The organism is Leisingera sp. ANG-M6 (genome assembly GCF_000813905.1).
Lineage (GTDB): Bacteria > Pseudomonadota > Alphaproteobacteria > Rhodobacterales > Rhodobacteraceae > Leisingera.
Genome location: NZ_JWLG01000002.1, coordinates 81108 through 103556 on the forward strand (window position 1 = coordinate 81108; position 22449 = coordinate 103556).

General features: G+C 64.9%; 24 protein-coding genes and 1 riboswitch. Of the genes, 10 read left to right on the forward strand and 14 right to left on the reverse strand.

All coding sequences use genetic code 11. From position 1 onward, the window contains the following. Positions 1 to 34: 34 nt before the first annotated feature. Both RA24_RS00895 and rpsU read right to left on the reverse strand, forming a co-directional pair. The gene (locus RA24_RS00895; RefSeq protein WP_039170479.1) at positions 35 to 1222 is read right to left on the reverse strand and encodes a CAP domain-containing protein; all 1188 of its coding nucleotides are present in this window, start codon (positions 1220 to 1222) and stop codon (positions 35 to 37) included. 737 nt (positions 1223 to 1959) lie between these two features. Continuing rightward, on the reverse strand, positions 1960 to 2166 hold the full coding sequence (rpsU, locus tag RA24_RS00900) for a 30S ribosomal protein S21 (protein ID WP_005614280.1): 207 nt from the start codon (positions 2164 to 2166) through the stop codon (positions 1960 to 1962). Between the two features lie 116 nt (positions 2167 to 2282). Here rpsU and RA24_RS00905 point away from each other — a divergent pair, with 116 nt between their 5' ends. The 3 genes from RA24_RS00905 to RA24_RS00915 all read left to right on the forward strand — a co-directional run bounded on the left by RA24_RS00905 (position 2283) and on the right by RA24_RS00915 (position 5074). Continuing rightward, positions 2283 to 2984, forward strand: coding sequence for a COQ9 family protein (locus RA24_RS00905; RefSeq protein ID WP_039151597.1), 702 nt, complete (start codon positions 2283 to 2285; stop codon positions 2982 to 2984). Positions 2985 to 3136: 152 nt separating this feature from the next. Beyond that, positions 3137 to 3952, forward strand: a complete 816-nt coding sequence (locus RA24_RS21625; protein WP_052269496.1) for a methyltransferase domain-containing protein — start codon at positions 3137 to 3139, stop codon at positions 3950 to 3952. 138 nt (positions 3953 to 4090) lie between these two features. Further along, positions 4091 to 5074, forward strand: coding sequence for an NAD(P)H-quinone oxidoreductase (locus tag RA24_RS00915; protein ID WP_039189097.1), 984 nt, complete (start codon positions 4091 to 4093; stop codon positions 5072 to 5074). A 67-nt stretch (positions 5075 to 5141) separates the two neighbouring features. Here the strand turns inward: RA24_RS00915 and RA24_RS00920 are convergent, their stop codons facing one another. The 3 genes from RA24_RS00920 to RA24_RS00930 all read right to left on the reverse strand — a co-directional run bounded on the left by RA24_RS00920 (position 5142) and on the right by RA24_RS00930 (position 7393). Next, positions 5142 to 5999, reverse strand: coding sequence for a DUF2189 domain-containing protein (locus tag RA24_RS00920; RefSeq protein WP_019298240.1), 858 nt, complete (start codon positions 5997 to 5999; stop codon positions 5142 to 5144). Between the two features lie 134 nt (positions 6000 to 6133). After that, complete coding sequence (locus RA24_RS00925) at positions 6134 to 6670, reverse strand: hypothetical protein (protein WP_039151593.1); 537 nt, start codon at positions 6668 to 6670, stop codon at positions 6134 to 6136. A 75-nt stretch (positions 6671 to 6745) separates the two neighbouring features. Then, positions 6746 to 7393 carry a ribonuclease T2 family protein gene (locus RA24_RS00930; protein WP_039170481.1) on the reverse strand — a complete coding sequence of 216 codons (648 nt, stop codon included), beginning with the start codon at positions 7391 to 7393 and terminating at the stop codon, positions 6746 to 6748. A gap of 146 nt (positions 7394 to 7539) precedes the next feature. Here RA24_RS00930 and RA24_RS00935 point away from each other — a divergent pair, with 146 nt between their 5' ends. After that, entirely contained in the window at positions 7540 to 8310 is a 771-nt protein-coding gene (locus RA24_RS00935; protein WP_039189100.1) for a DUF1013 domain-containing protein, read from the forward strand. A 324-nt stretch (positions 8311 to 8634) separates the two neighbouring features. Beyond that, a complete protein-coding gene (locus tag RA24_RS00940) occupies positions 8635 to 10779 on the forward strand; it encodes an ATP-binding protein (protein ID WP_241480874.1) in 2145 nt (714 codons plus the stop codon). Positions 10780 to 10882: 103 nt separating this feature from the next. Here RA24_RS00940 and RA24_RS00945 read toward each other — a convergent pair whose 3' ends face one another. After that, the gene (locus RA24_RS00945) at positions 10883 to 11770 is read right to left on the reverse strand and encodes a LysR substrate-binding domain-containing protein (RefSeq protein ID WP_039189108.1); all 888 of its coding nucleotides are present in this window, start codon (positions 11768 to 11770) and stop codon (positions 10883 to 10885) included. A 137-nt stretch (positions 11771 to 11907) separates the two neighbouring features. On the opposite strand from RA24_RS00945, the gene RA24_RS00950 reads away from it, so the two are divergent. Further along, on the forward strand, positions 11908 to 12585 hold the full coding sequence (locus RA24_RS00950; RefSeq protein ID WP_039189110.1) for a hypothetical protein: 678 nt from the start codon (positions 11908 to 11910) through the stop codon (positions 12583 to 12585). Then, positions 12582 to 13631, forward strand: coding sequence for a low-specificity L-threonine aldolase (gene ltaE, locus RA24_RS00955; protein WP_052269497.1), 1050 nt, complete (start codon positions 12582 to 12584; stop codon positions 13629 to 13631). Before RA24_RS00950 ends, ltaE begins: the two co-directional genes overlap by 4 nt. 72 nt (positions 13632 to 13703) lie before the next feature. Here the strand turns inward: ltaE and recR are convergent, their stop codons facing one another. Further along, complete coding sequence (recR, locus tag RA24_RS00960; RefSeq protein WP_039189113.1) at positions 13704 to 14303, reverse strand: recombination mediator RecR; 600 nt, start codon at positions 14301 to 14303, stop codon at positions 13704 to 13706. Between the two features lie 135 nt (positions 14304 to 14438). On the opposite strand from recR, the gene RA24_RS00965 reads away from it, so the two are divergent. Beyond that, positions 14439 to 14942, forward strand: coding sequence for a GNAT family N-acetyltransferase (locus RA24_RS00965; RefSeq protein WP_052269498.1), 504 nt, complete (start codon positions 14439 to 14441; stop codon positions 14940 to 14942). A gap of 63 nt (positions 14943 to 15005) precedes the next feature. Here RA24_RS00965 and RA24_RS00970 read toward each other — a convergent pair whose 3' ends face one another. From RA24_RS00970 to RA24_RS00980, 3 genes are read right to left on the reverse strand one after another with little or no spacing between them, the layout of a single operon-like run. Then, positions 15006 to 15350 (reverse strand): YbaB/EbfC family nucleoid-associated protein, encoded by a 345-nt coding sequence (locus RA24_RS00970; protein WP_019298230.1) that lies wholly within the window; start codon positions 15348 to 15350, stop codon positions 15006 to 15008. 10 nt (positions 15351 to 15360) lie between these two features. Continuing rightward, complete coding sequence (locus RA24_RS00975; protein ID WP_039189118.1) at positions 15361 to 15759, reverse strand: hypothetical protein; 399 nt, start codon at positions 15757 to 15759, stop codon at positions 15361 to 15363. Next, positions 15735 to 17534 (reverse strand): DNA polymerase III subunit gamma/tau, encoded by a 1800-nt coding sequence (locus tag RA24_RS00980; RefSeq protein WP_039189120.1) that lies wholly within the window; start codon positions 17532 to 17534, stop codon positions 15735 to 15737. The genes RA24_RS00975 and RA24_RS00980 overlap by 25 nt, the downstream gene beginning before the upstream one ends. Before the next feature lie 237 nt (positions 17535 to 17771). On the opposite strand from RA24_RS00980, the gene RA24_RS00985 reads away from it, so the two are divergent. Beyond that, positions 17772 to 18287 (forward strand): protein-tyrosine phosphatase family protein, encoded by a 516-nt coding sequence (locus tag RA24_RS00985; protein WP_039189123.1) that lies wholly within the window; start codon positions 17772 to 17774, stop codon positions 18285 to 18287. Between the two features lie 55 nt (positions 18288 to 18342). Here RA24_RS00985 and RA24_RS00990 read toward each other — a convergent pair whose 3' ends face one another. Together RA24_RS00990 and RA24_RS00995 are read right to left on the reverse strand one after the other, a co-directional pair. After that, positions 18343 to 18747: a hypothetical protein gene (locus tag RA24_RS00990; protein ID WP_152612453.1), complete on the reverse strand. Its 405-nt coding sequence runs from the start codon at positions 18745 to 18747 to the stop codon at positions 18343 to 18345. A 108-nt stretch (positions 18748 to 18855) separates the two neighbouring features. Further along, a riboswitch (cobalamin riboswitch) is annotated at positions 18856 to 19078 on the reverse strand. Between the two features lie 18 nt (positions 19079 to 19096). Continuing rightward, positions 19097 to 19717, reverse strand: a complete 621-nt coding sequence (locus tag RA24_RS00995; protein WP_039189125.1) for a TetR/AcrR family transcriptional regulator — start codon at positions 19715 to 19717, stop codon at positions 19097 to 19099. Positions 19718 to 19787: 70 nt separating this feature from the next. Here RA24_RS00995 and RA24_RS01000 point away from each other — a divergent pair, with 70 nt between their 5' ends. Beyond that, positions 19788 to 20666, forward strand: a complete 879-nt coding sequence (locus tag RA24_RS01000; RefSeq protein ID WP_039189127.1) for an alpha/beta hydrolase family protein — start codon at positions 19788 to 19790, stop codon at positions 20664 to 20666. Positions 20667 to 20677: 11 nt separating this feature from the next. Here the strand turns inward: RA24_RS01000 and RA24_RS01005 are convergent, their stop codons facing one another. After that, complete coding sequence (locus RA24_RS01005) at positions 20678 to 21145, reverse strand: SRPBCC family protein (protein ID WP_019298223.1); 468 nt, start codon at positions 21143 to 21145, stop codon at positions 20678 to 20680. Positions 21146 to 21201: 56 nt separating this feature from the next. Continuing rightward, positions 21202 to 22185, reverse strand: a complete 984-nt coding sequence (gene nudC / locus RA24_RS01010; protein ID WP_019298222.1) for an NAD(+) diphosphatase — start codon at positions 22183 to 22185, stop codon at positions 21202 to 21204. Between the last annotated feature and the right edge of the window lie 264 nt (positions 22186 to 22449).

The following is a 22449-nucleotide window of genomic DNA, read 5'->3' on the forward strand; positions in this document are numbered from 1 at the left end:
GGCGCGCCCCTTTCTTGTTTGCCCGGTGGGAGTATCAGAACAGGAAGTCGCCGGAGTTCAGCTGCTGTTCTGTGATGCCGGCCAGCAGCATACTGTCGCCATCGCTGTCGGTGATCAGCAGGCCGTTAGCGGTCTGAGTGGTGTGGTTGTTCATCAGGTCGCTGTAGCTGGTGATACCGTCGGCATCGCCCAGGTCGATCCGCTCGCCGCTGGTGTTCACGCTGAAATCGGTGACGGTGTCATTGCCGTTGCTGAAGACAAACAGGTCAGCGCCGCTCTTGCCGGTCAGGCGGTCATTGCCGTCGTCGCCGTCCAGGGTATCCTTGCCGCTGCCGCCATACAGAATGTCATTGCCGGTGCCACCCCACAGCTTGTCATTGCCGTAGCTGCCCCGCATGGTGTCGTTGCCGCTGCCGCCCCAGAGCCGGTCGTAGCCGGCCCCGCCGCCGATGGAGTCATCGCCGCCGTTCCCGGAGATTTTGTCGTAGCCTTCATCGCCAAGCAAGGTGTCGCGTCCGGTGCCGCCGTACATGCGGTCGCCCTGGCTGCCGCCCCGCAGGTTGTCGTTGCCGCCCTCGCCATAGACGGTGTCATTGCCTTCGTTGCCCTTGAGGCTGTCGTTGCCGCCGCTGCCGGTCAGCTTGTCGTCGCCGTCCAGACCGTCCAGCGTACCGGCGCTGCCCAGGGTCAGGACATCGTCGCCCATGGTGGGCTGGCTTGTGCCGCCGCCACCGCCACCGCCGCCGGAGCCGCCGCCCGACCCGGTGTCCAGCTGCAGTTCGGCGCTGGTCTTGGCGAAGTTCTGGGTGACCATCACGGCATCCCAGCCTTTGAAGTTGCCCTGTTCGATGCCGATGCCGATCACTTCGACATTGGCGTTCAGGATGTTGGCGCGGTGGCCGGGGCTGTTCATCAGCGAATTGTGCAGGTCGATCACGTCATCGGCCAGGCCGGGCGCGCCGCGCTCGCTTTGCCAGGCGATGTTTTCCGCCCAGGTCCAGCTGCCGGAGAAGACAAAGCCCGCGTCCTTCATCCGGTCGCCGGCGCTGGAGCCGCCCGAACCGGTGTGCGAGAACACATCCGCTTGCAGCATCCATTCGCTGTGATCCTCGGCGGAATCATTGAGCCGCAGCTCCAGCTGTACCGGGTTAAGCCCGCGCGAAGTGCGCTCGGCGTTGATCAGCTCGAGCATCTGCCGCTCGAGTTCGCTTGCCTGTGACATCGTTAACTGCTCCATGAGTGTGCCGGACCTCCGGCGGTGCGCCATCCGGTTAAAGGAAATTGTTTCCGCCGGAAGTCGGACGGGGCGGTTTTGCGGTTTTACGGCGGAGGCCTGCCCGTTGAGCGGCGGATGGTACGCGGATTTCTGCGCGTTTTGCCGGTTTGGACCGTTGCGGCCCCGCCACGGAGGCCGGCGGCAATTGTCTGCTGCCTTGCCGGCCACTTGACGGGGGCAGGGGATTCGCCCTGGCGCACGGGCAGCAGGCAGGCGGCGAGGATGGAATCAGAGGCCTGGAAACGGTCCGGACGCTGCCGGGGGGTGGCAGCGTCCGGTAAAATTGAAAACCCGGGAGAGACGAGCCTTGTTTGCAGGGACCAAGACCAGCGCCGGTAATCGGGGGGAAGCGCCGTCTGCCCAGGGTTTCGGGTAACCGGGAGTTCCAAGCCCGGCCGGCGGGGCAATGGTTAGGGAAACGCAACTGATTTGCCCTGCCGTGATCCCTGTATAGCAGAAGGTGGCAGGGAAATACACCCTAAAGATGTATTTGTAATCAATTTGATATTTTTACGTGTGCCGCAAAGGGGGCAGACCGGCCTGCCGGGGCGCTGGGCTATCCGAAAGGGGTGCCGCAAATGACAAACCCCCGGGCAGGGCCGCGGGGGTCGTCTGAACGTATGTTCCGGCGTGATCCGGGGATCTGCCGTAGTGCTGTCCAAAGCTGGAGAGCAAGGGTATGCTTAGAGCAGACCTTCGCGCTGGGCTTTCTTGCGTGCCAGTTTACGGGCACGGCGGATCGCTTCAGCTTTCTCGCGCGCTTTTTTCTCGGACGGCTTTTCGAAATGTTGCTTGAGCTTCATTTCGCGGAAGACGCCTTCACGCTGCAGCTTTTTCTTCAGGGCACGGAGCGCCTGATCGACGTTGTTGTCGCGAACACTAACCTGCATGTGGTTTTCACCACCTTTCTAAGTTGAGTTGCAAGGATTTGCAGGAGGTGGCCGTATAGCAAAGTGCGCAAATTTTGTCTAGTAGGGTGTCAGCACGCCGCAAGCGGGAGGGTGAGATGACCGAAGACCACGATCACGCACAGGACGATATCAAGGATAAACTGCTGGATGCGGCGCTGAATCATGTGCCGTTTGACGGCTGGTCGGAGGTGACCTTCCGCGCCGCCTGCCAGGATGCGGATGTGCCGGAGGTGCTGGCCCATGCGGTCTGTCCGCGCGGCGGCGTAGACTTGGCGCTGGCGTTTCACGCCCGCGGCGATTCGCGGATGCTGGAGCGGCTGGAGGCCGAGGACCTGTCGGGGATGCGGTTCCGCGACAAGGTGGCGGCGGCGGTGCGGTTCCGGCTGGAAGCGGTCGAGGACAAGGAGGCGGTGCGCCGCGGCACCACCCTGCTGGCGCTGCCGCAATATGCCGGCGATGGCGTCAAGGCGATCTGGACCACCTGCGATCTGATCTGGGACACGCTGGGCGACGGATCGGACGATCTGAACTGGTACACCAAGCGCGCCTCGCTGGCCGGTGTCTATTCCGCCACCGTGCTGTACTGGCTGGGTGATGACAGCCTGGAGCATCAGGCGACCTGGGATTTTCTGGAGCGGCGCATTGATAATGTGATGGACTTCGAGAAGCTGAAGGCCGGTCTGCAGAAGAACCCGCTCCTGAAGCCCTTGCTGGTGGGACCGAACTGGCTGGCCGAACAGATCAAGCCGCCAAAGGGGCGCGATGATCTGCCGGGGTCGGTTGATCCCCGGCGGTAGGGCAGCGGGCTGGCCCGGTTTGCTGCTTCCCGCTGGATTGAGAAATCCGGTTCACCCGCCCGCGGGCACCGGGTGTAGACAGAATGCCGATGTGATTCCAGAATTGGTGCCAAGTTCCCTTTACTTGGTATTCCGGTTGGAGAGGAAACACGATGGCGGATATCTTTCAGTCGCTCGATACGCTCGACAGTGAAAAACTGCAGATGGTCGTGGACCGTCTGGAGTACCGGGGCACCTACCCGCCTTTTGTTGCCATGCGGGAACAGTATTTTGACCGGCTGCCGCTGGAGCGCTGCCGCGAGGTGCTCGACATGGGATGCGGAACCGGCGTTGTCACCCGAGCCCTGGCGGCAAGACTTGCAGGCGGAGCCAATCTGACAGGGACTGACTTTTCTGCAGAGCTGATCGGGGTGGCCCGGCGGCTGGCTGCCGAGGAGGGTCTTGACGGCCGGATCTCATTTGACGTTGCCGATAGTCACGGCACCGAGGCAAATCAGGACCAGTACGACCTGGTTGTGCTGCATACGCTGCTCAGCCACGTCACCAGCCCCGCCCAGGTTCTGAAGGAGGCCGCCCGTGTCACTGCCCCGGGTGGCCATGTGGTGGTCTTTGACGGCGACTATGCCTCGATCACATTCGGCGCAGGCGATCCGGCTCTGAATGACGAAGCGCTGCAGGCGTTGCTGAAAACCGTTGTGGCCCACCCGCGGGCGATGCGCCAGTTCCCTGAACTGGTTGCCGGGTCGGGCCTGGAATTGGCGGATTTCCTGCCTGAGATTCTCGCCGAGGCCGGTAAGGCGGAGTTTTTCGAGAGCATGCTGGACAGCTACAGGCCCGCGATGGTGGCGGCGGGCCACATCAGCGAAGCGGCAGCGCGGCAGTGGTCGGAGACGCATCATGCAGCCTCAGCCGCGGGAACCTTTTTCGGGTCCTGCAACTTCGTGTCCTATATCCTGCGCAAGCCCTGACAACGGGGAATCCGCCCTGCTGTTGCAAGGCCCCGGGATGGCGCTGTCCGCATTCCGCCCCAACTGCGGCGCCTTTGCTGTTTGCGCGCATCGGGCCGGATGCTAGGCAGGAGGCAAGGATCAGGAGGATATCAGCCGATGACAGAGATGATGCGCGCGGTGGAGATCACCAAACCCGGCGGGCCGGAGGTGCTGCAGCTTTGCCAGCGCCCGGTGCCGCAGCCGGGCCACGGCGAGGTGGTGATCAAGGTGGCCTACGCCGGCGTGAACCGCCCCGATGCGCTGCAGCGCGCAGGCGCCTATGATCCGCCCAAGGGCGCCAGCGACCTGCCGGGGCTGGAAGCCTCCGGCGAGGTGGTGGCGGTGGGCGCAGGCGTCAGCGGCCTTGCGGTGGGCGATCTGGTCTGCGCGCTGCTGCCCGGTGGCGGTTACGCGGAATATGTGGCTACGCCTGCGGCGCATTGCCTGCCGGTGCCGGAAGGGCTGGACCTGAAACAGGCAGCGTGTTTGCCAGAGACCTTCTTTACCGTCTGGTCCAACGTTTTCACCCGCGGCGGCCTCAAAGCGGGCGAGCGGTTCCTGGTGCATGGCGGCTCTTCCGGCATCGGCACCACCGCCATCCAGCTGGCCAGGGCGTTCGGGGCGCGGGTGTTTGCAACTGCGGGTTCGGATGAAAAATGCCAGGCCTGCCTGGACTTGGGCGCGGAGCGGGCGATCAACTACCGTGACGAGGACTTCGTCAAGGTGATGCGGGAGGAAGGCGGCGCCGATCTGGTGCTGGATATGGTCGGCGGCGATTACATCCCGCGCAACATCAAGGCGATGGCCGAGGACGGGCGGCTGGTGCAGATCGCCTTTCTGCAAGGCCCCAAGGTGGAGCTGAATTTTGCCCTGATGATGGTCAAGCGGCTCACGCTGACCGGATCTACCCTGCGCCCGCAGAGCGACCTGGCCAAGTCGCAGATTGCGCAGGATTTGGCGGAGGCGGTCTGGCCGCTGATCGAAGCGGGCAAGGTGGCGCCGGTGATGGACAGCGAATTTATGCTGGAGGAGGCCGCTGCGGCCCACGCCCGGATGGAAAGCTCCGGCCATATCGGCAAGATCGTCCTGAAGGTGGCCTGACGGCCTCAATCAGTCACAGCAAAGGGCCGGCGGATGCGCCGGCCCTTGTTTTTTTGGCGTCACATGTTCACTCCACCGCGCGCCGGTACAGATGCCAGGTTGCATGCCCCAGCACCGGCACTACGATGATCAGCCCGGCCAGGAAGGGGATTGATCCGACGATCAGCGAAACGCCGACGATCACACCCCAAGCCATGCAGACCATCGGGTTCTTGCGCAGAACCTTGATCGAGGTTGCCACCGCCACCGGCAGGCCGACATGGCGGTCCATCAGGAGCGGGAAGGACACCAGACTCATCGCCAATGCGGCAAAGGCAAAAACCGCGCCCACGATGCCGCCGCTGATCGACATCATCCAGCCTTCGCGGGTGGTCAGCACATCGCCGATAAAGCCCATGATCGAGGCCGGCGGCTCCGGACCCAGGGTGCGGCTGTAGATCATGTCCGCCGCCACAAGCCAGATGATGAACAGGGCTGCCAGATACAGGCCCAGCACCAGGATAGCACCAAAGGAGGGCGAGCGGATCACCGCAAAGGCGTCCATCCAGCGGGTCTCCAGCCCGGCCTCGCGGCGCGAGGACATTTCATAAAGCCCGACCGCTGCGACGGGTCCGAGAATGGCGAAGCCCATGATCATCGGCACGATGAGCGGCAGCAGGTTCATCGACAGGCTCATCACGATGAGCGCGATGCCGATGATTGGGTAAAACAGCACCAGGAACATCGCGTCGGAGCGGCAGGCGGCAAAATCCTCCAGCCCGGCGGCCAGCGAATGGATGATGTCGTCCATGCTGAGCTTGCGTGCTTCGGGCATTGCCGCGGCGCCGGTGCTGCGCATCTCGCCGACTGTTTGGCCAACGTGGTGGGAGGTGGTCTCTGCACCCTGCAGAAGCCAGCTGAGCGGGTTACCGATTGTTTTTGCCATGCGCTTCCTCCTTCTCGCTGACCAAAACGGAGTGCCGTTCAGGCAGGGCCGGGCGCGGCACAAGGGTAATTGTAGCACGAAATGCGGCGATTTCCGCTTCACAGGCTATTTACTGCCGGTAAAATTGTCTTGGATCAGTTCAATGCTCCAAGGCGGGCGAGAACCTCGTCAATTGCCTCCACTTCGGTTTCGCACAGCAGTTTGGTGACCTGTGTGCTATGGCCCCCGAAAAACGTCTGGACATAGTGGCCGCGCCAGCCCGTTCCGGAGCATCTTTTCAGAAAGAGCTGGTCGTTGCCGCTGTAGTTGATGTGGTGGCGCCCCAAGGAGAACTCACGGTAGTTTGAATTGAACTCCGCCACCCCGGCAAAGGGCAAGAAGCCTTCGAACCCCTGAGCCAGAAATGGATCCTCAAAATACACGGCTTCGTGGTTTTCTTCTCTGAAAAAGACGTCCAGGCGACCGGAATGATCGAGCAGGTACTCAAAGATCAGGGAGGTTTCTGCCGGAATTATCCTGCTGTGCCCGGTTTTTCCGCCGGGCCGGGGTCCGTCCGTGGCAACATAGTCGCTGCCGACCGCAAGACAGGAAATGCGGCCTGCAGTCAGCCTGTCCTGCGCAGAGGATGGCGCCGCAGCGACTGTCAGCAGAAGCGCAAAGAGGACCCTCATCGTAATTTCTCCTGCGCAACAGTCTAGCAAACTGGCGCCAGTGTGTCATCGGTCCCCCGAAAACAGCAGGTGGTCTCAGCGCATAGGAGCAAAGCGGGCGTTCTTCAGCGTGCAGTCCTTGATCACGTCCCGCCCGCAGGGCACCGGCTCCAGTGCCTTGGACAGGCAGATGCGGGCCTCCTGGATGGCGCCGTCGCGGCAGGTGATGGTCAGGCTGTCGCGCGTCAGGTCCGGGTTTTCCTGCAGGAACGCCTGTTCAACGACAGAGGCCGGCAGGGTCACGGGCTTCTCAAGCCTGCGGAAGGCAGCGGGGCGGGTGATGCGCCCGTAGGCTTCGCGCATGGCTGTGTAATAGTCCCGCGCGCTGAGGCCGGAGCAGGTGCCGTGTTTCTTCCACTGGTGCCAGGCGAGGCCGGCGCTGCCCATGATGCCGGCCATGTCCCGGCTCATTGCACGGCTGGGCGGGGCCTCTGCGGTGCGGCAGTAGCTGGGCCAGCCGCGGTGGTATTGCGGCCAGAGGCCATGCAGGGTCCAGCCGTAGTCATGGCGGGCGTCACATTGGTCCGCATTGCGCGCATCACCTTCCAGCGCACACCAGTTCGGCGACCAGCTGAGCGACAGCACGTAATAGTCGAAGTCGCCCGCAGGTTCGCCGTCTGCCGCGGCAAGGGCGGGCAGCAAGGCAAGAAGGGCCGCAAAAACACCTGTGAACAACTTGCGCATTGGCCTCTTTCCTTATGCAATGATGCCGACTATATAGGGCGGAAGTTCCCCGACAACGGAAACCTGCCCCGGAACGCCGGGGACGCCATTTCAGGCGGCGGGAGAGATGTATCCGGGGATCAAAGGTGTTTTAAGGAGATGAGCACATGGCAAAACCGTTGATGGCCAAGGCAACCGCCGTGTGGCTGGTGGACAATACCACGATCAGCTTCAAGCAAATCGCGGATTTCGTGGGCATGCACGAGCTGGAGATCCAGGGCATCGCCGACGGTGAAGTGGCGGTCGGCGTCAAAGGGTTCGACCCGATGGCGAACAACCAGCTGACCCAGGAAGAGATCGACAAGGCGCAGGCCAATCCGCTGCACAAGCTGAAGCTCAAGTTCAACCCGGCCGCGGCCGGCGAGGAAAAGCGCCGCGGTCCGCGCTACACCCCGCTGTCCAAGCGTCAGGACCGTCCGAACTCGATCCTGTGGCTGGTCAAGTTCCACCCGGAACTCAGCGACGGCCAGATTGCCAAGCTGGTGGGCACCACCAAGCCGACCATCCAGTCGATCCGCGAGCGCACCCACTGGAACATTGCCAACATGCAGCCGATCGACCCGGTGGCGCTGGGCCTGTGCAAACAGTCCGAGCTGGACTCTGCCGTGCAGAAGGCCGCGGCCAAGAAGGCAGCCGAAGGCGGCGTGATGAGCGACGACGAGCGCCGCAAGCTGGTGTCGACCGAGCAGTCGCTGGAGATGGATGCCGAGCCGAAGATCCCGAGCGCCATCGAGGGGCTGGAAACCTTCACCCTGGGCGGCGGCCTCAATGACGACGACGAAGAGAAGAAGGAAGAGAACGTCCTGGACGCCGACAGCTTCTTCAACCTGCCGTCCGGCGGCGATGACGAGGATGACGAAGAGGACAGCCGCTTCTGATCCGGATCTGTCCGGCCTAGGGCAGCCGGGCTGCCCGGCAAACGGAAAATCTGTAAAAAGCCGCAGATCCGATGCTCCGGATTTGCGGCTTTTTCTGTTAGAATTGAGTCTCAACCATACAAGATGTTGACTGCGCGCTGGTATTTCGCGCAGCATGATGTTGCAGCGCGGCCGTGTTCCAGGCCGCCTGCGGGTGTTTTGTTTGCGGGGCAGGTCTCTGGAAAAGGGGCTGTTCCGCGATGTGAAAGGGACAGTGGTTAGCGAGTTATGCCAAAGGTCCGGTCTCTTGGGCCGGTCCGTGCAGGGATGGCAGGAGTATTGGTTATGGACGCATCCGGGGGTGCGGCGCTTGGGGAAAGCTGCCGCTTGGATCTAAGGCAATTGTCGGTCTTGAGCGGCCGGGAGTTTTGCCAGGCATTCACGGATCAGATGGCGCTGGGATTTGGCGCGGATCTGGTCACGGTGAGCCTGCTGCAGGTCGCGGAGGCCGACTACCTGAAGGTGGTGGCCAGCTGGTTTGACGGGCTGCAGCTGGGGGACTTCGAATATGACGCGCGCGGAGCGCCGTGCCACGATGTGGTGCTGAGCGGTACGGCACAGGTTGTTCCGGACCGGGTGCAGCAGCTGTATCCCGAAGACGCGATGTTCATCGAGGAAAACATCAACAGCTATGCCGGGGTGCCGCTGAAAAACGCCGCTGGCGCCGTGGTCGGCCTGGTGCAGGCGGCCTGGCGGCAGGAACCGGGAGAGGCACTGGCAGCGGAGGCTGTGGCTCACATGCAGCAGTTTGCCCCGCGCCTGGGGGCGGAGCTGGCCGGGCTGCAGCAGGTGGCGGCGCTGACGGCGCTTGCCCAGGGGCCGGGCAGCCTGCCGCTGCGGGCGGCGCTGCAGCAGCTGGCGGAGCAGTTGCAGAAGGCCTTCCGGGTGCGGTTTGCCTTCATAGCTGAATTCAATGCGGACCGCCCTGACGGTTACCGGGTGCTGGCCGCCTGCGAGGGCGGGACGACCGTGGCCGGGATTGAGGATGCCGTTGTGCCCTATCAGGGCACCCCCTGCAGTTTCCTGCGGGAGGGGGAGCCGTTCCTGGTGCCGGAGGGGCTGCAGGAGATGTTTCCGGCGCAGGCGCACATGCGGGCGCCGGGGCTGCACTCTTATCTGGGCGTGCCGCTGCGGGATGCTGAGGGGCAGCTGGCCGGGCATTTTGCGCTGCTGCACGACCGGGAAATCGGGGAAGATATCAGCAAGGACCCTCTGATCGGGGTGTTTGCCCGGCGGGCCGGCCTGGTGCTGCAGCGCCGCCGGGCCGAACGGCGGCGGCGCCAGGCGGAACAGGCGCTGCTGTTGCGCCACAAGACCGAAAGCCTGGGGCTGCTGGCAGGCACCATCGCGCATGAATTCAACAATCTGCTGGCCTCGATGCAGGGCGGCAGCGAACTGGCGCTGGCGCATCTGGAGGCGGCCCACCCGGCGGTTGCGCATGTGCAGATGGTGGGGGACGGGCTGCGCGACTCGGCGCGGCTGATGCGGCAGCTGCTGGGCTTTGCCCGGGGCGGCGGCACGCCGCAGCCGGAGGCCTGTGATCTGAACCGGATCGTGCGTGAGACGCTGGCGCTGGTGCCGTCAGAGTGCAAGCTGGGCAAGGCGGTGGTGCTGGATCTGGCGGGCGGGGAACTGACTGCTCAGATCGACCCGGCGCAGGCAGGCCAGCTGCTGATGCAGGCGGTGCTGAATGCGGTGGAGGCGATCGGCCCCGGCGCAGGCACCGTGACGGTCGCAACCCGGCGCATCAGCCTGAGTGCGGCGGAGCGGCGGCGGCTGCTGAAGGGACGGAAGATGCCCGCGGGCGATTGCCTGCTGCTGGAGGTGCGCGACACCGGCGGCGGCATGGGTCAGGACACAATGGCGCGGATATTCGACCCGTTCTACACCACCAAGCCCGGCGGCCGCGGGTTGGGGCTGTCGGCGGCCATGGGCATCATCAGCAGCCACCGGGGCGGGCTGGCCGTGGACAGCCGGGAGGGCGGCGGCAGCATTTTCCGCTTCTATTTCCCGGCGGGCACGGCAGACGCGGAGCGGACGCCTGACGCCGCTGCCAGGCCGGTTCTCCGCAGGGATCAGGCGCGGCGGTTCCTGGTGGTCGATGACGAAGATACGGTGCGCCGGGCCGTGGCAGGCTTGCTGCAGCTGCGCGGCTGCGAGGTGGTGCAGGCCGACGGCTATGACGCGGCGCTGGCGCAGCTGCAGGCGCAAGGACCGTTTGACGGCGCGGTGATCGACATGAGCATGCCGGGCCGGGGCGGCTGGGAGACGCTGGCGCGGCTGCTGCAGGTCCAGCCCGGGCTGAACGCGGTGATGATGAGCGGTTTTGCCTTCAGCGCGGCGGAGGCGGGGTTTCCGGAACTGAACGGCGTGCAGGTGCTGGATAAGCCCTTTACCAAGGAAAAACTCTACAAGGCACTGTTCCGCTAGGGATAAAAGGTTCGGGTGGTGGCCTCCCGCGCCTGCAGGTGCCCCTGCGGCCCCCTTGGCAGCCTTGGGCGTGGCGCCGCGCGGATGCGCGGCGCGCCAGCGTCTAGCCGGAAGGCGCCTGTTCCAGCAGCCAGGCCCGGACCCGTTCGATCCGGCTGGTCCCGGCCTTAGCCTGCGGCGTCAGCAGGTAATAGGCACTGGCAGGCGTGCAGCGGTGGGGGTGGGCCAGGATCAGCGTTCCTTCGGCCAGCTCGCGGCGGACCAGCAGCTCTGGAAGGACTGCCACGCCGTGGCCGTACTTCACCGCGTCGATCAGCATTTCGAACTGGCTGAACAGCGGTCCGGCGGGGCGGGCGGGCAGCGCCTCGCCCAGATCCTCAAACCAGATCTGCCAGCTGAGCGGGCGGGTGCTGTGCTGCAGTGCCGGATGATCCAGCAGCCGGGCGGCGTCCTGCAGTGGTGCCTCCAGCAGGCCGGGCGCCGCCACTGCCACCAGGGTTTCCGGCATCAGGAGGTCGGCGCGGAAACCCGGCCAGGGCGGATCACCCTGCACGATGGCCAGATCCACCAGGCTGGCATCCACCTGGGCATTGTCCAGATAGGTGATGGTGTTGACCGTCAGCCGCGGCTGTGCCTGAGCAAGTTCCGCAAGCCGCGGCATCAGCCAGCGGCTGCCCAGCGTCGGGTAGGTGCCGATGTTGAGCGCGCCGTAAGGATTGTCGCGGGTGCGCAGCCGGTAAAACGTGGCCTCCAGCGCCTCCAGCTGCGGCGCCAGCTCCTGCAGCAGCATTTCGCCGGCGCCGGTCAGCTGCACCCGCTGGCGTTCGCGCTTGAACAGGGTCTGGCCGGTCTGTGCCTCCAGCCCCTGGATCTGGCGGCTGAAGGCGCTTTGCGACAGGTTCATTGCGCGGGCGCCCTGGGCAAAGCTGCCGGAGCGGGCGGCGGCCTCGAAACACAAGAGGGCGGAGATGGGCGGGATCTTGCGGCGCATGAGGTTACCCTGCCACTTGTTGCATTTTTTGCAATACTATTTGCGAAAGCCCGGCTTTATTCAGACGTATCTGCCTGCAACGATGGCGCCGAATGCATCACCACTCACGTACAGCACGAAATTTGGGAGCGCGCGGCATGACATTTGTTCCGCAGATCAACGACGCCGATGCCGGGGCCGTGGCCCGGGCCATGCAAACCATGCCCGACTCCGCCTCTGTGGCGGAGTTTGTGCCGGGGCCGGGCATCCAGCGGCTGGAGCTGGCATTCGACATCCAGCTGCTGCAAGAGGCGCTGGAGGAATGCCTGCGCCGCGAGGACTTCATGGGCGGCATGCAAGACCAGGGGTTTGCCGCGCTGCCGCTGACCCAGAGACCCGGGCAGACGGAGTGGACCGCCAACGACCTGTCGGGCCGTTACTGGCTGCGCGCCGACGACCGCTATGTCGAGGAGCCGCGCGAGGATCTGGTGCCGGAGGTGGATTTTTCCGAGTTCAATCCGAAGTTCGCCGGCACCTATTTCGAGCATGTGCACAGCGAGCTGGCCAAACGCTTTCCGATCGGGCGCACGCGGGTGCTGTCCAAGGGCCTTTATAACTGCAACTCCTGGCACCGCGACCCGGAGCCGCGGCTGCATATCCCGGTTGTCACAAACCCCGGTTCCCTGTTCATCGTCAATCATCACGTCACCCACTTGCCAGCGGACGGTTCGGTCTATTTCACTGACACCCGCGGCTACCACACCGCATTGAACGGAGGCGAAACCCGGCGCGTCCACATCGTGGCGGCGCTGGCTTATGAGCAGGTGACGGAATGAGCCAATACACAGGGCTGGCGGGGGCAGGGGGCGATGCACCCCTGTGCGATCTGCGCAGCGATACGGTGACGCGGCCCGATGCGGGCATGCTGCGGGCGATGGCTGCGGCGGAACTGGGCGATGACGTCTTTGGCGAGGACCCTTCGGTGAACCGCCTGGAGGCTGCGCTGGCCGAGCGTCTGGGCAAGGCGGCCGGTCTTTTCCTTCCTACTGGCACGATGAGCAATTTTACTGCCATGCTGGCGCATTGCCAGCGCGGCGAGGAAGTGATCTGCGGCAGGGGTTATCATGTGAACGCCTATGAGGCGGCGGGCGCCTCGGTGCTGGGCGGCATTGCGCTATGCCCTCTGCCGGTGCGCGCGGACGGGGCGCTGGACCCGGCAGAGATCCGGGCTGCGGTGAAGGAGGATGATCCGCACCTGCCCATCAGCCGCCTGTTGTCGCTGGAGAACACCCATAACGGGCTGGCGGTGCCGCTGGCGGATATGGCCGCGGCGGCAGAGGCGGGCCGGGCTGCCGGGTTGTCGGTGCATCTGGACGGGGCGCGGTTTTTCAACGCGATCACCGCGCTGGGGTGTTCGGAAACAGATCTGGCCGGGCTGGCGGATACGGTGTCGGTCTGCCTGTCCAAGGGATTGGGCACGCCTGCAGGATCAGTGTTGGTCGGGCCAGCGGATCTGATCGCCAAGGCGCGGCGCTGGCGCAAGATGCTGGGCGGCGGCATGCGGCAGGCGGGCGTGCTGGCGGCGGCCGGGCTTTACGCGCTGGAGCATAACGCGGGGCGGCTGGCGGAGGATCACGCGCGGGCGGCGGACCTGGCCGGGGTGCTGCGGGGCCTGGGCGCGGGTGACGTGTCCCAGGCCACAAACATGGTGTTCTTCACGCCGGGTGACGGACGCAACGACGATCTGCGGATGCACCTGGCGGCAGAGGGCTTGGTGATCGGCGGCGGCAGTTCCGGTGCCATTCGCATGGTGCTGCATAAGAATGTGGATGACGCCGCGCTGGCGCAGATGGTGCAGGGGTTGCGGCGTTTCTACGGCTAGCTGCGGGCGCCGGAAAATTTGAATTTTCCGGCCAAAATTCATTTAAAGAATTTTCTGCGCCCGGCCGCGGCGTCAGATTTCCTTGCGGGCCTGCATCGCGGCGGAAATTGTGCCGTCGTCCAGATAATCCAGCTCACCGCCGATCGGCACGCCCTGCGCCAGGGAGGTGAGCTTCACCTGTCCCTGCAGTTGGTCGGCGATGTAATGCGCCGTGGTCTGGCCGTCGATGGTGGCGTTCAAGGCCAGGATCACCTCGCGGATGCCTTCGGTCGCCACGCGGTCGATCAGCCGCGGGATGCGCAGATCCTCCGGTCCCACCGCGTTCAGCGCTGACAAGGTTCCGCCCAGCACGTGATAGCGGCCCTTGAACACGCCGGAGCGTTCCATCGCCCAGAGGTCGGCCACATCCTCGACCACGCACAGCTCGCCGTTGCCGCGCACCTCGTCGGTGCAGATCGGGCAGATCTCGCTGGTGCCGGCATTGCCGCAGTTGAGGCATTCGCGAGCTGTCGCGGCCACCTCGCCCATCACGTCGGCCAAGGGCGTCAGCAACAAGGCCCGCTTGCGGATCAGATGCAGCACCGCGCGGCGCGCCGAGCGCGGCCCCAGCCCCGGCAGCTTGGCCATCAGGTCAATCAGGTCTTCGATGCCAGTGGTGGAGTTCTTGATCATGCCTTGGGCCCTTTGCTTCCCAGCCATATAGGCTGATCGGGACAGGGAAGCGCAAGGGCAGGGCGGCAAAATGTTCGGGGTTTGTTTTTCTGGCGCGCGGCGCTATGCCTTGCCTGCAAAGGCGGAGGGTTCGGAATGGACGGCAGGATTGCGCGAGACGCAGGAGACGTTCCCCAGTTGCGTTTTGCCCGGCTGACGGAGGTGCCGCCGCAGGAAATTGCCCGCCACATGTCAGACCCGCGGATGGCCGAGCATATGCCGCTGCTGACAGGGGCGTGGGATGAGGAGGCGGCCAAGGATTTCGTGGCGGCCAAGGAGGCCTGCTGGCAGCGCGACGGGCTGGGCCATTGGGCGTTTTTGCGCGGGGAAGATTACCTCGGCTGGGGCGGGTTCCAGAAAGAAGGCGCAGAGTGGGATTTCGGGCTGGTGCTGCGGGCGGACTGTTTTGGCCTTGGCCCCGCAATCGCGCGCAAGGCACTGGCGTTTGCCCGCCAGGATCCGCGCATTCCCTTTGTCACCTTCCTGCTGCCGCCGACCCGCCGCCATCTGCTGCCGCTGATACGGCTGGGGGCGGTGCAGACCGGGGCGGTGCAATACGAGGGGCAGCGTTTTTTGAAGTTCCGGCTCGAGACTGGATGAGGCGGGCAAAGAAAAAGGCGGCACCAGACGGGCCGCCTTCTTTTGCATTCAGCTTGCCGGTTCTTAGAACGGCAGCTTGATGTCCTTGGGAAGACCCATGCTTTCGGTCAGCTTGGCCATCTCGTCCTGCGCCTTTTCCGCCGCTTTTGCCTGGGCGTCCTTGATCGCGGCCAGGATCAAGTCCTCGACCACTTCCTTGTCGTCGCCGTTGAAGATCGACGGGTCGATGTCCAGGGCTTTCAGGTCGCCCTTGGCGGAGGCGGTTGCCTTGACCAGGCCGGCGCCGGCCTCGCCGGTCACCATGACGTTGTGCAGGTCTTCCTGCATCTGCGCCATCTTGGTCTGCAGTTCCTGTGCCGATTTCATCATCTTGGCCATGTCGCCAAGACCGCCGAGGCCTTTGAGCATCTGTGTTCTCCTAAGTGCGGGGGCGCAGGGCGCCGTAAGTCATCCCCGCACATATCGCAATTGCGAGCGCGATGAACAAGTGGGGGGAAGCGGTGCAGTCTTCGATTATGCCCAAGGCCTTCTTATCATCAAAGAAAAGCTCGTGGTTATCTACGGCTATGACGAAGGCCAGAAGGCCCCACAGCGCGCCCGCGAGTGAAAACGGCAGTCGCTTTCCGCTATAAAGTGCGAATCCGGCAAGGGCAAAGAGGGCCAATGCAACAGGTTTGGACGAGAGCCGCACAAGGACATCCCATGCGCTGTCTTGTGCTTCCCCTGTGTCAAAGCAAGTGGTGGCGAAGGCGGCTGCCGGCAAGCTGAGCAAGAGGGCCGTCAGGCCCGCCGTCACCCGTCCTCGAAGGGATCCCATTCGTCCTCCACCTCGGGCAGGGCTTCGGCGGCAACTTCGGCGGCCAGTTCCTCCGGTGTGCGGATGCGGGTGATTTTGGCCTTGGGGAAGTTCTCTAAAACGGCTTGCACCAGCGGATGCGCAGTCGCCTCTTCACGCAGGGCGTTCTCAGCCGCATCACGGATCTCGGCAATGGTTGCGGCATCGCCGTCCGGCGCGATGGAGACCACCCAGCGGGCACCGGTCCAATTCTGCAGCGCCGAGCCAAGCCGGGCGGCCAGATCGCGCGGCGCCTGGGCCGAGGGGGTGAATTCGATCCGCCCCGGCTGGTAGGAGACCAGCCGCACGCCGGTTTCGACTTCGACCAGCAGCTTGACGTCGCGGTTGGTGCGGATCAGTTCGACCACATGTTCAAAGGACGGATAGCGGGCCAGCGCGGAGCTGACCTGCGGTGCCAGCGCTGTCACCGTGCCGCCGCCGCCGTGGGCCATGGGGACGCCGCCGGATGAGCCGCCTGCCGGGCCGCCTTGCGGTGCAGCACCGCCAAGCGCCTGGGCGCCCATACCTTGCATTTGCATGCCGCCGCCAGGGCCGCCTGGACCGGGGGGCGGCGGAGGGGGCGTGTCCTGCAGCTTGCGGATCAGCTCCTCAGGCGAGGGCAGGTCGGCCACATGGGTCAGGCGGATCACCGCCATTTCCGCGGCCATCATCGCGTTCGGCGCGGCGGCCACTTCCTCCAGCGCCTTCAGCAGCATCTGCCACATGCGGGTCAGGACGCGCATCGCCAGCGCATCCGCCATCGCCTTGCCGCGGGCGCGCTCGTCCGGGCTGACAGTGGGGTCCTCGGCGGCATCGGGCGTGATCTTCACCACCGAGACCCAATGGGTGATCTCTGCCAGATCGCGCAGCACCGCCAGCGGGTCGGCGCCCTCGGCATACTGGCCGCTGAGTTCCGTCAGCGCCGCCGCCGCATCGCCGCGCAGGATCATGTCCATCAGGTCCAGCACCCGGCCGCGGTCGGCCAGGCCCAGCATGGCGCGGACCTGATCGGCGGTGGTTTCACCAGCCCCATGGGAAATCGCCTGATCCAGCAGCGAGGTCGCATCGCGCGCGGAACCCTCAGCAGCGCGGGTGATCAGCGCCAGCGCGTCCTCGGCAATTTCCGCGCCTTCGGCAGTGGCGATCTTGCGCAACAGGGCAATCATCACCTCCGGCTCGATCCGGCGCAGGTCAAACCGCTGGCAGCGCGACAGCACCGTCACCGGCACCTTGCGGATTTCCGTAGTGGCGAAGATGAACTTCACATGCGCGGGCGGCTCCTCCAGCGTCTTCAACAGCGCGTTAAAGGCGGAGGTCGACAGCATGTGAACTTCGTCGATGATGTAGATCTTGTAGCGGGCCGAGGCGGCGCGGTACTGCACCGAGTCGATGATCTCGCGGATGTCGTTGACACCGGTGCGCGAGGCCGCGTCCATCTCCATCACGTCCACATGGCGGCCTTCCATGATCGCCACGCAATGCTCGCATTTGCCGCATGGATCGGTGGTGGGGCCGCCTTGGCCGTCCTCGCCGACGCAGTTCATGCCTTTGGCAATGATCCGCGCGGTGGTGGTTTTCCCGGTGCCGCGGATACCCGTCATGATAAACGCCTGGGCAATCCGGTCGGCGGCAAAGGCGTTTTTCAGCGTCCGCACCATGGCGTCCTGGCCCACCAGATCGGCAAAGGTCTCGGGCCGGTATTTGCGGGCCAGGACCTGGTACTTGGAGGGGGTGCTGCCAGTGGGGGTATCGTTCATGATGTCTCGTGCCGGATTCGGTGTGGGGGTGTCCCGCGTTCCGCGCAGGGTATTCAAGCGCAGCCGGTTCGTCCACCGCAGAAGGGCAGGCAGCGTGCGGCCAAGAAAAGGTTTTGGATTTGGCGGGTTTGGCGGTTAGAATCCCCTTGCAAGACCCTGGGCGGGAGTGGGAATTGGAACGCAACGCGAGGAGGCGGCATGCGATCTGACGAAGTCTCTGGGACTGCGGCGCAGGAGATGCCTGTGCCTGTGAACATTTCCATATACGAGGTGCCCGTCGCGGGCGGGATGCTGGCGCTGTGCCCCTTGCCTGGCAAGGGCGGCGACTACCCTGGCGACATGGGCCGGATCAATGCCTGGAAACCCGGGCTCGTGATCTCCATGACCACGGCTGAGGAGCACGCGGCAGCGGGCAGCCACCGGCTGGGCTGCGACATCCAGAGCATGGCCAGCCGCTGGATCCATCTGCCGGTGCCGGACTTTGACGTGCCATCCCGGCAGGTTGCAGCGAAATGGCCCAAGGCCAGCGCCTCGGCGCGGATGGCGCTGGAGGGCGGCGGCCGGGTGCTGGTGCATTGCAAAGGCGGCTGCGGCCGCTCCGGCATGGCGGTGCTGCGGCTGATGATCGAATGCGGCGAGGATCCTGCGCAGGCGCTGGCCCGGCTGCGGGCCGTGCGCCCCTGCGCGGTGGAGACGCAGGCTCAGATGGAATGGGCCTACGCCGGTCGTTCCGCGGGGTTCCGGCCGCAATAAGGCGGCAGCCCAGTGCGGCCTGCCGAACCTTTTTTCCTGTGCCCTGACTGCTGGCCTAAAGCGCCAGCATCTGCTCTGCCTGATGCGCCTTTGCCGTTTTCGGCAGCGCCTCCATCAGCGCGCAGGGGCGGGCGTCCAGTTTTGACGCTGCAAAACCGGTGCCGTCGCGGCTGAGGATCGCATCGGCAAACCGGTCCAGCCCCTCGCGCGGGGCCTCTTCTCCGACACCGCAGAACAGCCGGATCCGGTCATGGCTGGCCACGAACTGCGCCGGGCAGTTGCGCGGGCATCCGTCCAGCGCGCTGGTGCCGGTGATTTCGAAATCTTCCTGGGTCAGCGGCTTGGCCTTGGTCATCGCCTCGGCCAGTTTGGCGATCATCCGCTCCGCTGCGGGGCAGGGCCGCCCCAGGTATTTGCAATCCGTTGCCGCATAGAAATGCGTCTTGTCCGTCCACATCATGTTTGCGCCCTCCGCGCGTGGTGCGGGGGTTTTGGGGACAAGAGACCGGATGAAAAAGCGGAAAGCCCGCGGTGCCATCAGACCCTGTCCGGACACCCCGCCCGGGTTCGAGTTTCACATTCGATGGCAGGTCTCCTGACTTGCGGGTCGCAGCTTTCCCGATCCTTCCCGGCCTCTTAGAGGGCCAGTGGCTCTATCGGGGTCGCTCGCCGCTTACAGTTGCGGGGGCAGTCGCGGAATTGGCGTCGCCGGAAGGCGGGCCGCACCGTGTTCCCTTTTCATCCCGGACACAAGATTCTGTGGCGCGGGAACCATCGCCACAAGCGGTAGCGGCTTCCGCCTCGAGTCGTCAATCGTTTTTCTGCGGCTGCACATGGGCGGGGAGGGGCCTGTGCATCTGCAGGTGCAGCCCCCGGATCACATCCGAATCGCGCCGCACCCGGGCCAGTTGCCAGCCGCCCTGCAGCAGGATATAGAAATTCTCAGCAGCCGCGCGGGCCTCTGCCTCGGCCAGGCCGAGGCGCTGGGCGTGGGTCGAAGTTTCAATGATCCAGCCCTCAAACAGTTTGGCGGCGTGCTGGTGGAAGGCCTCGTTTTCCGGCCCCTCGAACAGGGTGGCGGACACCGGGCAGCCGCTCCATTTTCCCTGTTTGTCAAAGAGTTTCGCCAGTTTGTAGCAGACCGTCTTGGCGCCTTCCTGAAACGTCGGGGCAGGAGTGAAAGATGCGTCGATCAGCACCAGCATCTGCTCCGACGCCCAGTCCGCCGCAGCTAGGGCCAGATCGGATTTGCCGTTCGGGAAATGGTGGTAGAGCGAGCCCTTCGGCGCCTCCGCCGCGGCCAGCAATTCCGCCAGGCCGGTGCCGCTGTAGCCCTTGTTGCGGAACAGGCCGGCGGCCGCCCGCAGCAACCGCTCGCGGGTTGGGACGGGGCCGTCCGGGGCGGCAGAGGGTGTCGTCACGTCAGTCATGGCGGCAGGTTGACAGCATTAGACCGAATGGTCCAGAGGTGGAATAGACCAATCGGTCTAGGAGGGTGCCATGCTCGACAGCCATGCGGAACACAGCGCGGATATCCGGGTGGAGGACGTGCGCTTTGCTGCCGGAGATGCGGCGCTGGCCGGGCGGCTCTATCACCCTGCGGGACCTGCCAGGGCAGCGGTGGTGCTGAATGGCGCAACCGGGGTGCCGCAGGGCTATTACCGGCATTTCGCGCGCTGGCTGGCGGCAGAGCAGCAGATGGTTTGCCTCACCTACGATTACCGGGACTTCGGGGCCTCGGCGCGCATGCACCCGCGCCGGTCACAGGCCACCATGGGTGATTGGGCGCTGGCGGATCAGCCAGCCGCCCGGACAGAAATGCAGCGGCACTATGCGGGCGTGCCGATGTATGTGATTGGCCATTCTCTGGGGGCGATGCTGATGCCCCTGCAGGAAGGCCTGACGGACGTCGCCCGCATGATCGTGGTTGCGGGCGGCTTGGTGCATCACCACGATCATCCCTGGCCCTACCGCGCGCTGGCGCTGGCCTTCTGGTTCGGCCATGTGCCGGCGCTGGTCCGTGCCTTGGGCTATCTGCCCGGGCGCGCGGTGGGGTTCGGGGCCGACTTGCCAGCTGGTGTCTACTGGCAGTGGCGGCGCTGGTGCACCACGCCGGGCAGCTACCTGCCGGAGACCGGCACCACGCTGCCGCAGCCCCGCTGGGCGGAAACCGGCATCCCGGTGGATCTGTTTGCGATGGCGGATGACGACGTGGTGCCGCCGCTAGCGGTCTGGCGGCTGGGCGATGCCTATGGAGATGTGCCGCAGCGCCGGATTGTGCTGGATCCGCAGCAGGCCGGCGTCAAGAAAATCGGTCATCTCGGCGCCTTTGCCCGCGCCAATGCCGCGCTGTGGCCGCGGCTGCTGCCGCAGGCCTGACCGGGGCTTCCTCAGGCTGTCCGGCTCAGACGCTCTTCAGTCAAGCGGGCATAATCCGCCAGCCGCAGTTTGAAGCGGCGATTGAGGTTGCTGCGCGCCAGTTTCAGCGATTGCACCAGCAAGCGCCCTGTCAGGGTGGTGGGCGACAGCTTGAGCCGGACCGCCATCCGGGTCCGTTGCGGCGACAGCGCCAGCAGCTCGACTTCCATCCGCCCGTCAACCCCGCTGCCGCTGCCATCCAGCGCCATGCCTGACGGCGGCGTGTAGGAGGCCATCGTCAGCTTGATCGCGCGCGGTTTGCCGCGGAAGCTGAAGGACAGGTCCCAGGCCAGGCCATTTCCCGGATGGGCAGGGTCGCCGGTGCGCTGCAGCTCGATGCCGCGCCGCAGGGCAGACCGCTCCAGCGTGCCGAAGTCGGAGATCGCCGCAAACACCTCTGCAATCGGGGCTTCGATGTCTTCCTTGCTGTGAAATTCCATGTTCGCCTGCCTCGTCTGCGGCTTGGGATCGGTGCCGTTTCCGGCAAATATGCGCCTTAGTCCAGCGTGTCTGCAAGCCAGTTCTTGATCAAAAACTGCGCAATCGCGCCTTTGCGTGCGGGTTTCAGAACCGGGTGTTCGCCTGCAAAGACAGTCATCATCTCCTGGCGGCTGATCCACATGGCGTCCTCGATCTCTTCCGGGTCTATGGTGATCTCACGGCTCAGCGCCTCGCCTGCGCAGCCGAACATCAGCGACATCGGAAAGGCCCAGGGCTGGCTGGACAGGTAGCTGACCGGGCCGACCCGCACGCCGGTTTCCTCCAGCACCTCACGGCGCACCGCGGCCTCCAGCGTCTCGCCCGGTTCGACGAAGCCTGCCAGCAGCGAGTACATGCCTTCAGGCCAACCGGGGGAGCGGCCCATCAGGACGCTGTCGCCATGGGTGATCAGCATGATCACCACCGGGTCGGTGCGCGGGAAATGCGGGGCCTTGCAGGACGGGCAGACGCGCTGCCAGCCCGCCTGCGCCATGTCACTGGGCGCGCCGCAGCATGCGCAGAACCGGTGGCTGCGGTGCCATGCCAAGAGTGCCTTGGCGGTGGTGGCCAGTTCCGCCTCCAGCGGGGTGAGGCGGGTCATGATCCGGCGCAGCTCTGCAAATACATGTGTGTCCGGCAGCTCAGGATGCTGCTGCTCGCTGGCGTCGGCAAAGCTGTTGAGAGCATCCTGGTCCAGGTCCTGCGGCTGCCAATCGCTGATGTCGCAGGCAAAGCAATGCGTGCCGCCGGGGGCCTGGCCCAGGTAAATTGCGTCACCCTTGCGGTCCGCCGCCAGCGGATGCGAGGGCGGGGTCCAAGCCAGGCCGCAGGGCAGATCTCCCTCCGCTGCACGCCGCGTGAGCGGCTTGCCGCGCCACATCAGCAGCACCTGCGCCTCAGAGCTGTTCCAGGCCGCCTCCAGCGCCGCCGTGTCCGTGCGCAGATGCGCCGCGCGCTCCAGCCCGCCGCCGCCAAAGGTCACCTGTTCCGCGCGTTTCATGGCAATTCTCCTATGGCTGGCGGACGTCTGGCCGCGCTCAACGGGGAAATGCGGCAATGCATGACAGTGTGCCGCAGCCGTTGCCAGCATTTGCCTGCGATCTGTGCTTGCCTGTCGCAGTGCCGCCACACCTGGCATCGTTGACGTAGGGTCATTTTGCAGCAGAACAGGGGCATCCGCGCCGCCGCCTCAGGGCGTCTACGAAAAAGTTAATACGCAGAGAAAAGGATTCTTTGCAAATTCTGAAAACGCTGATTCAAATAG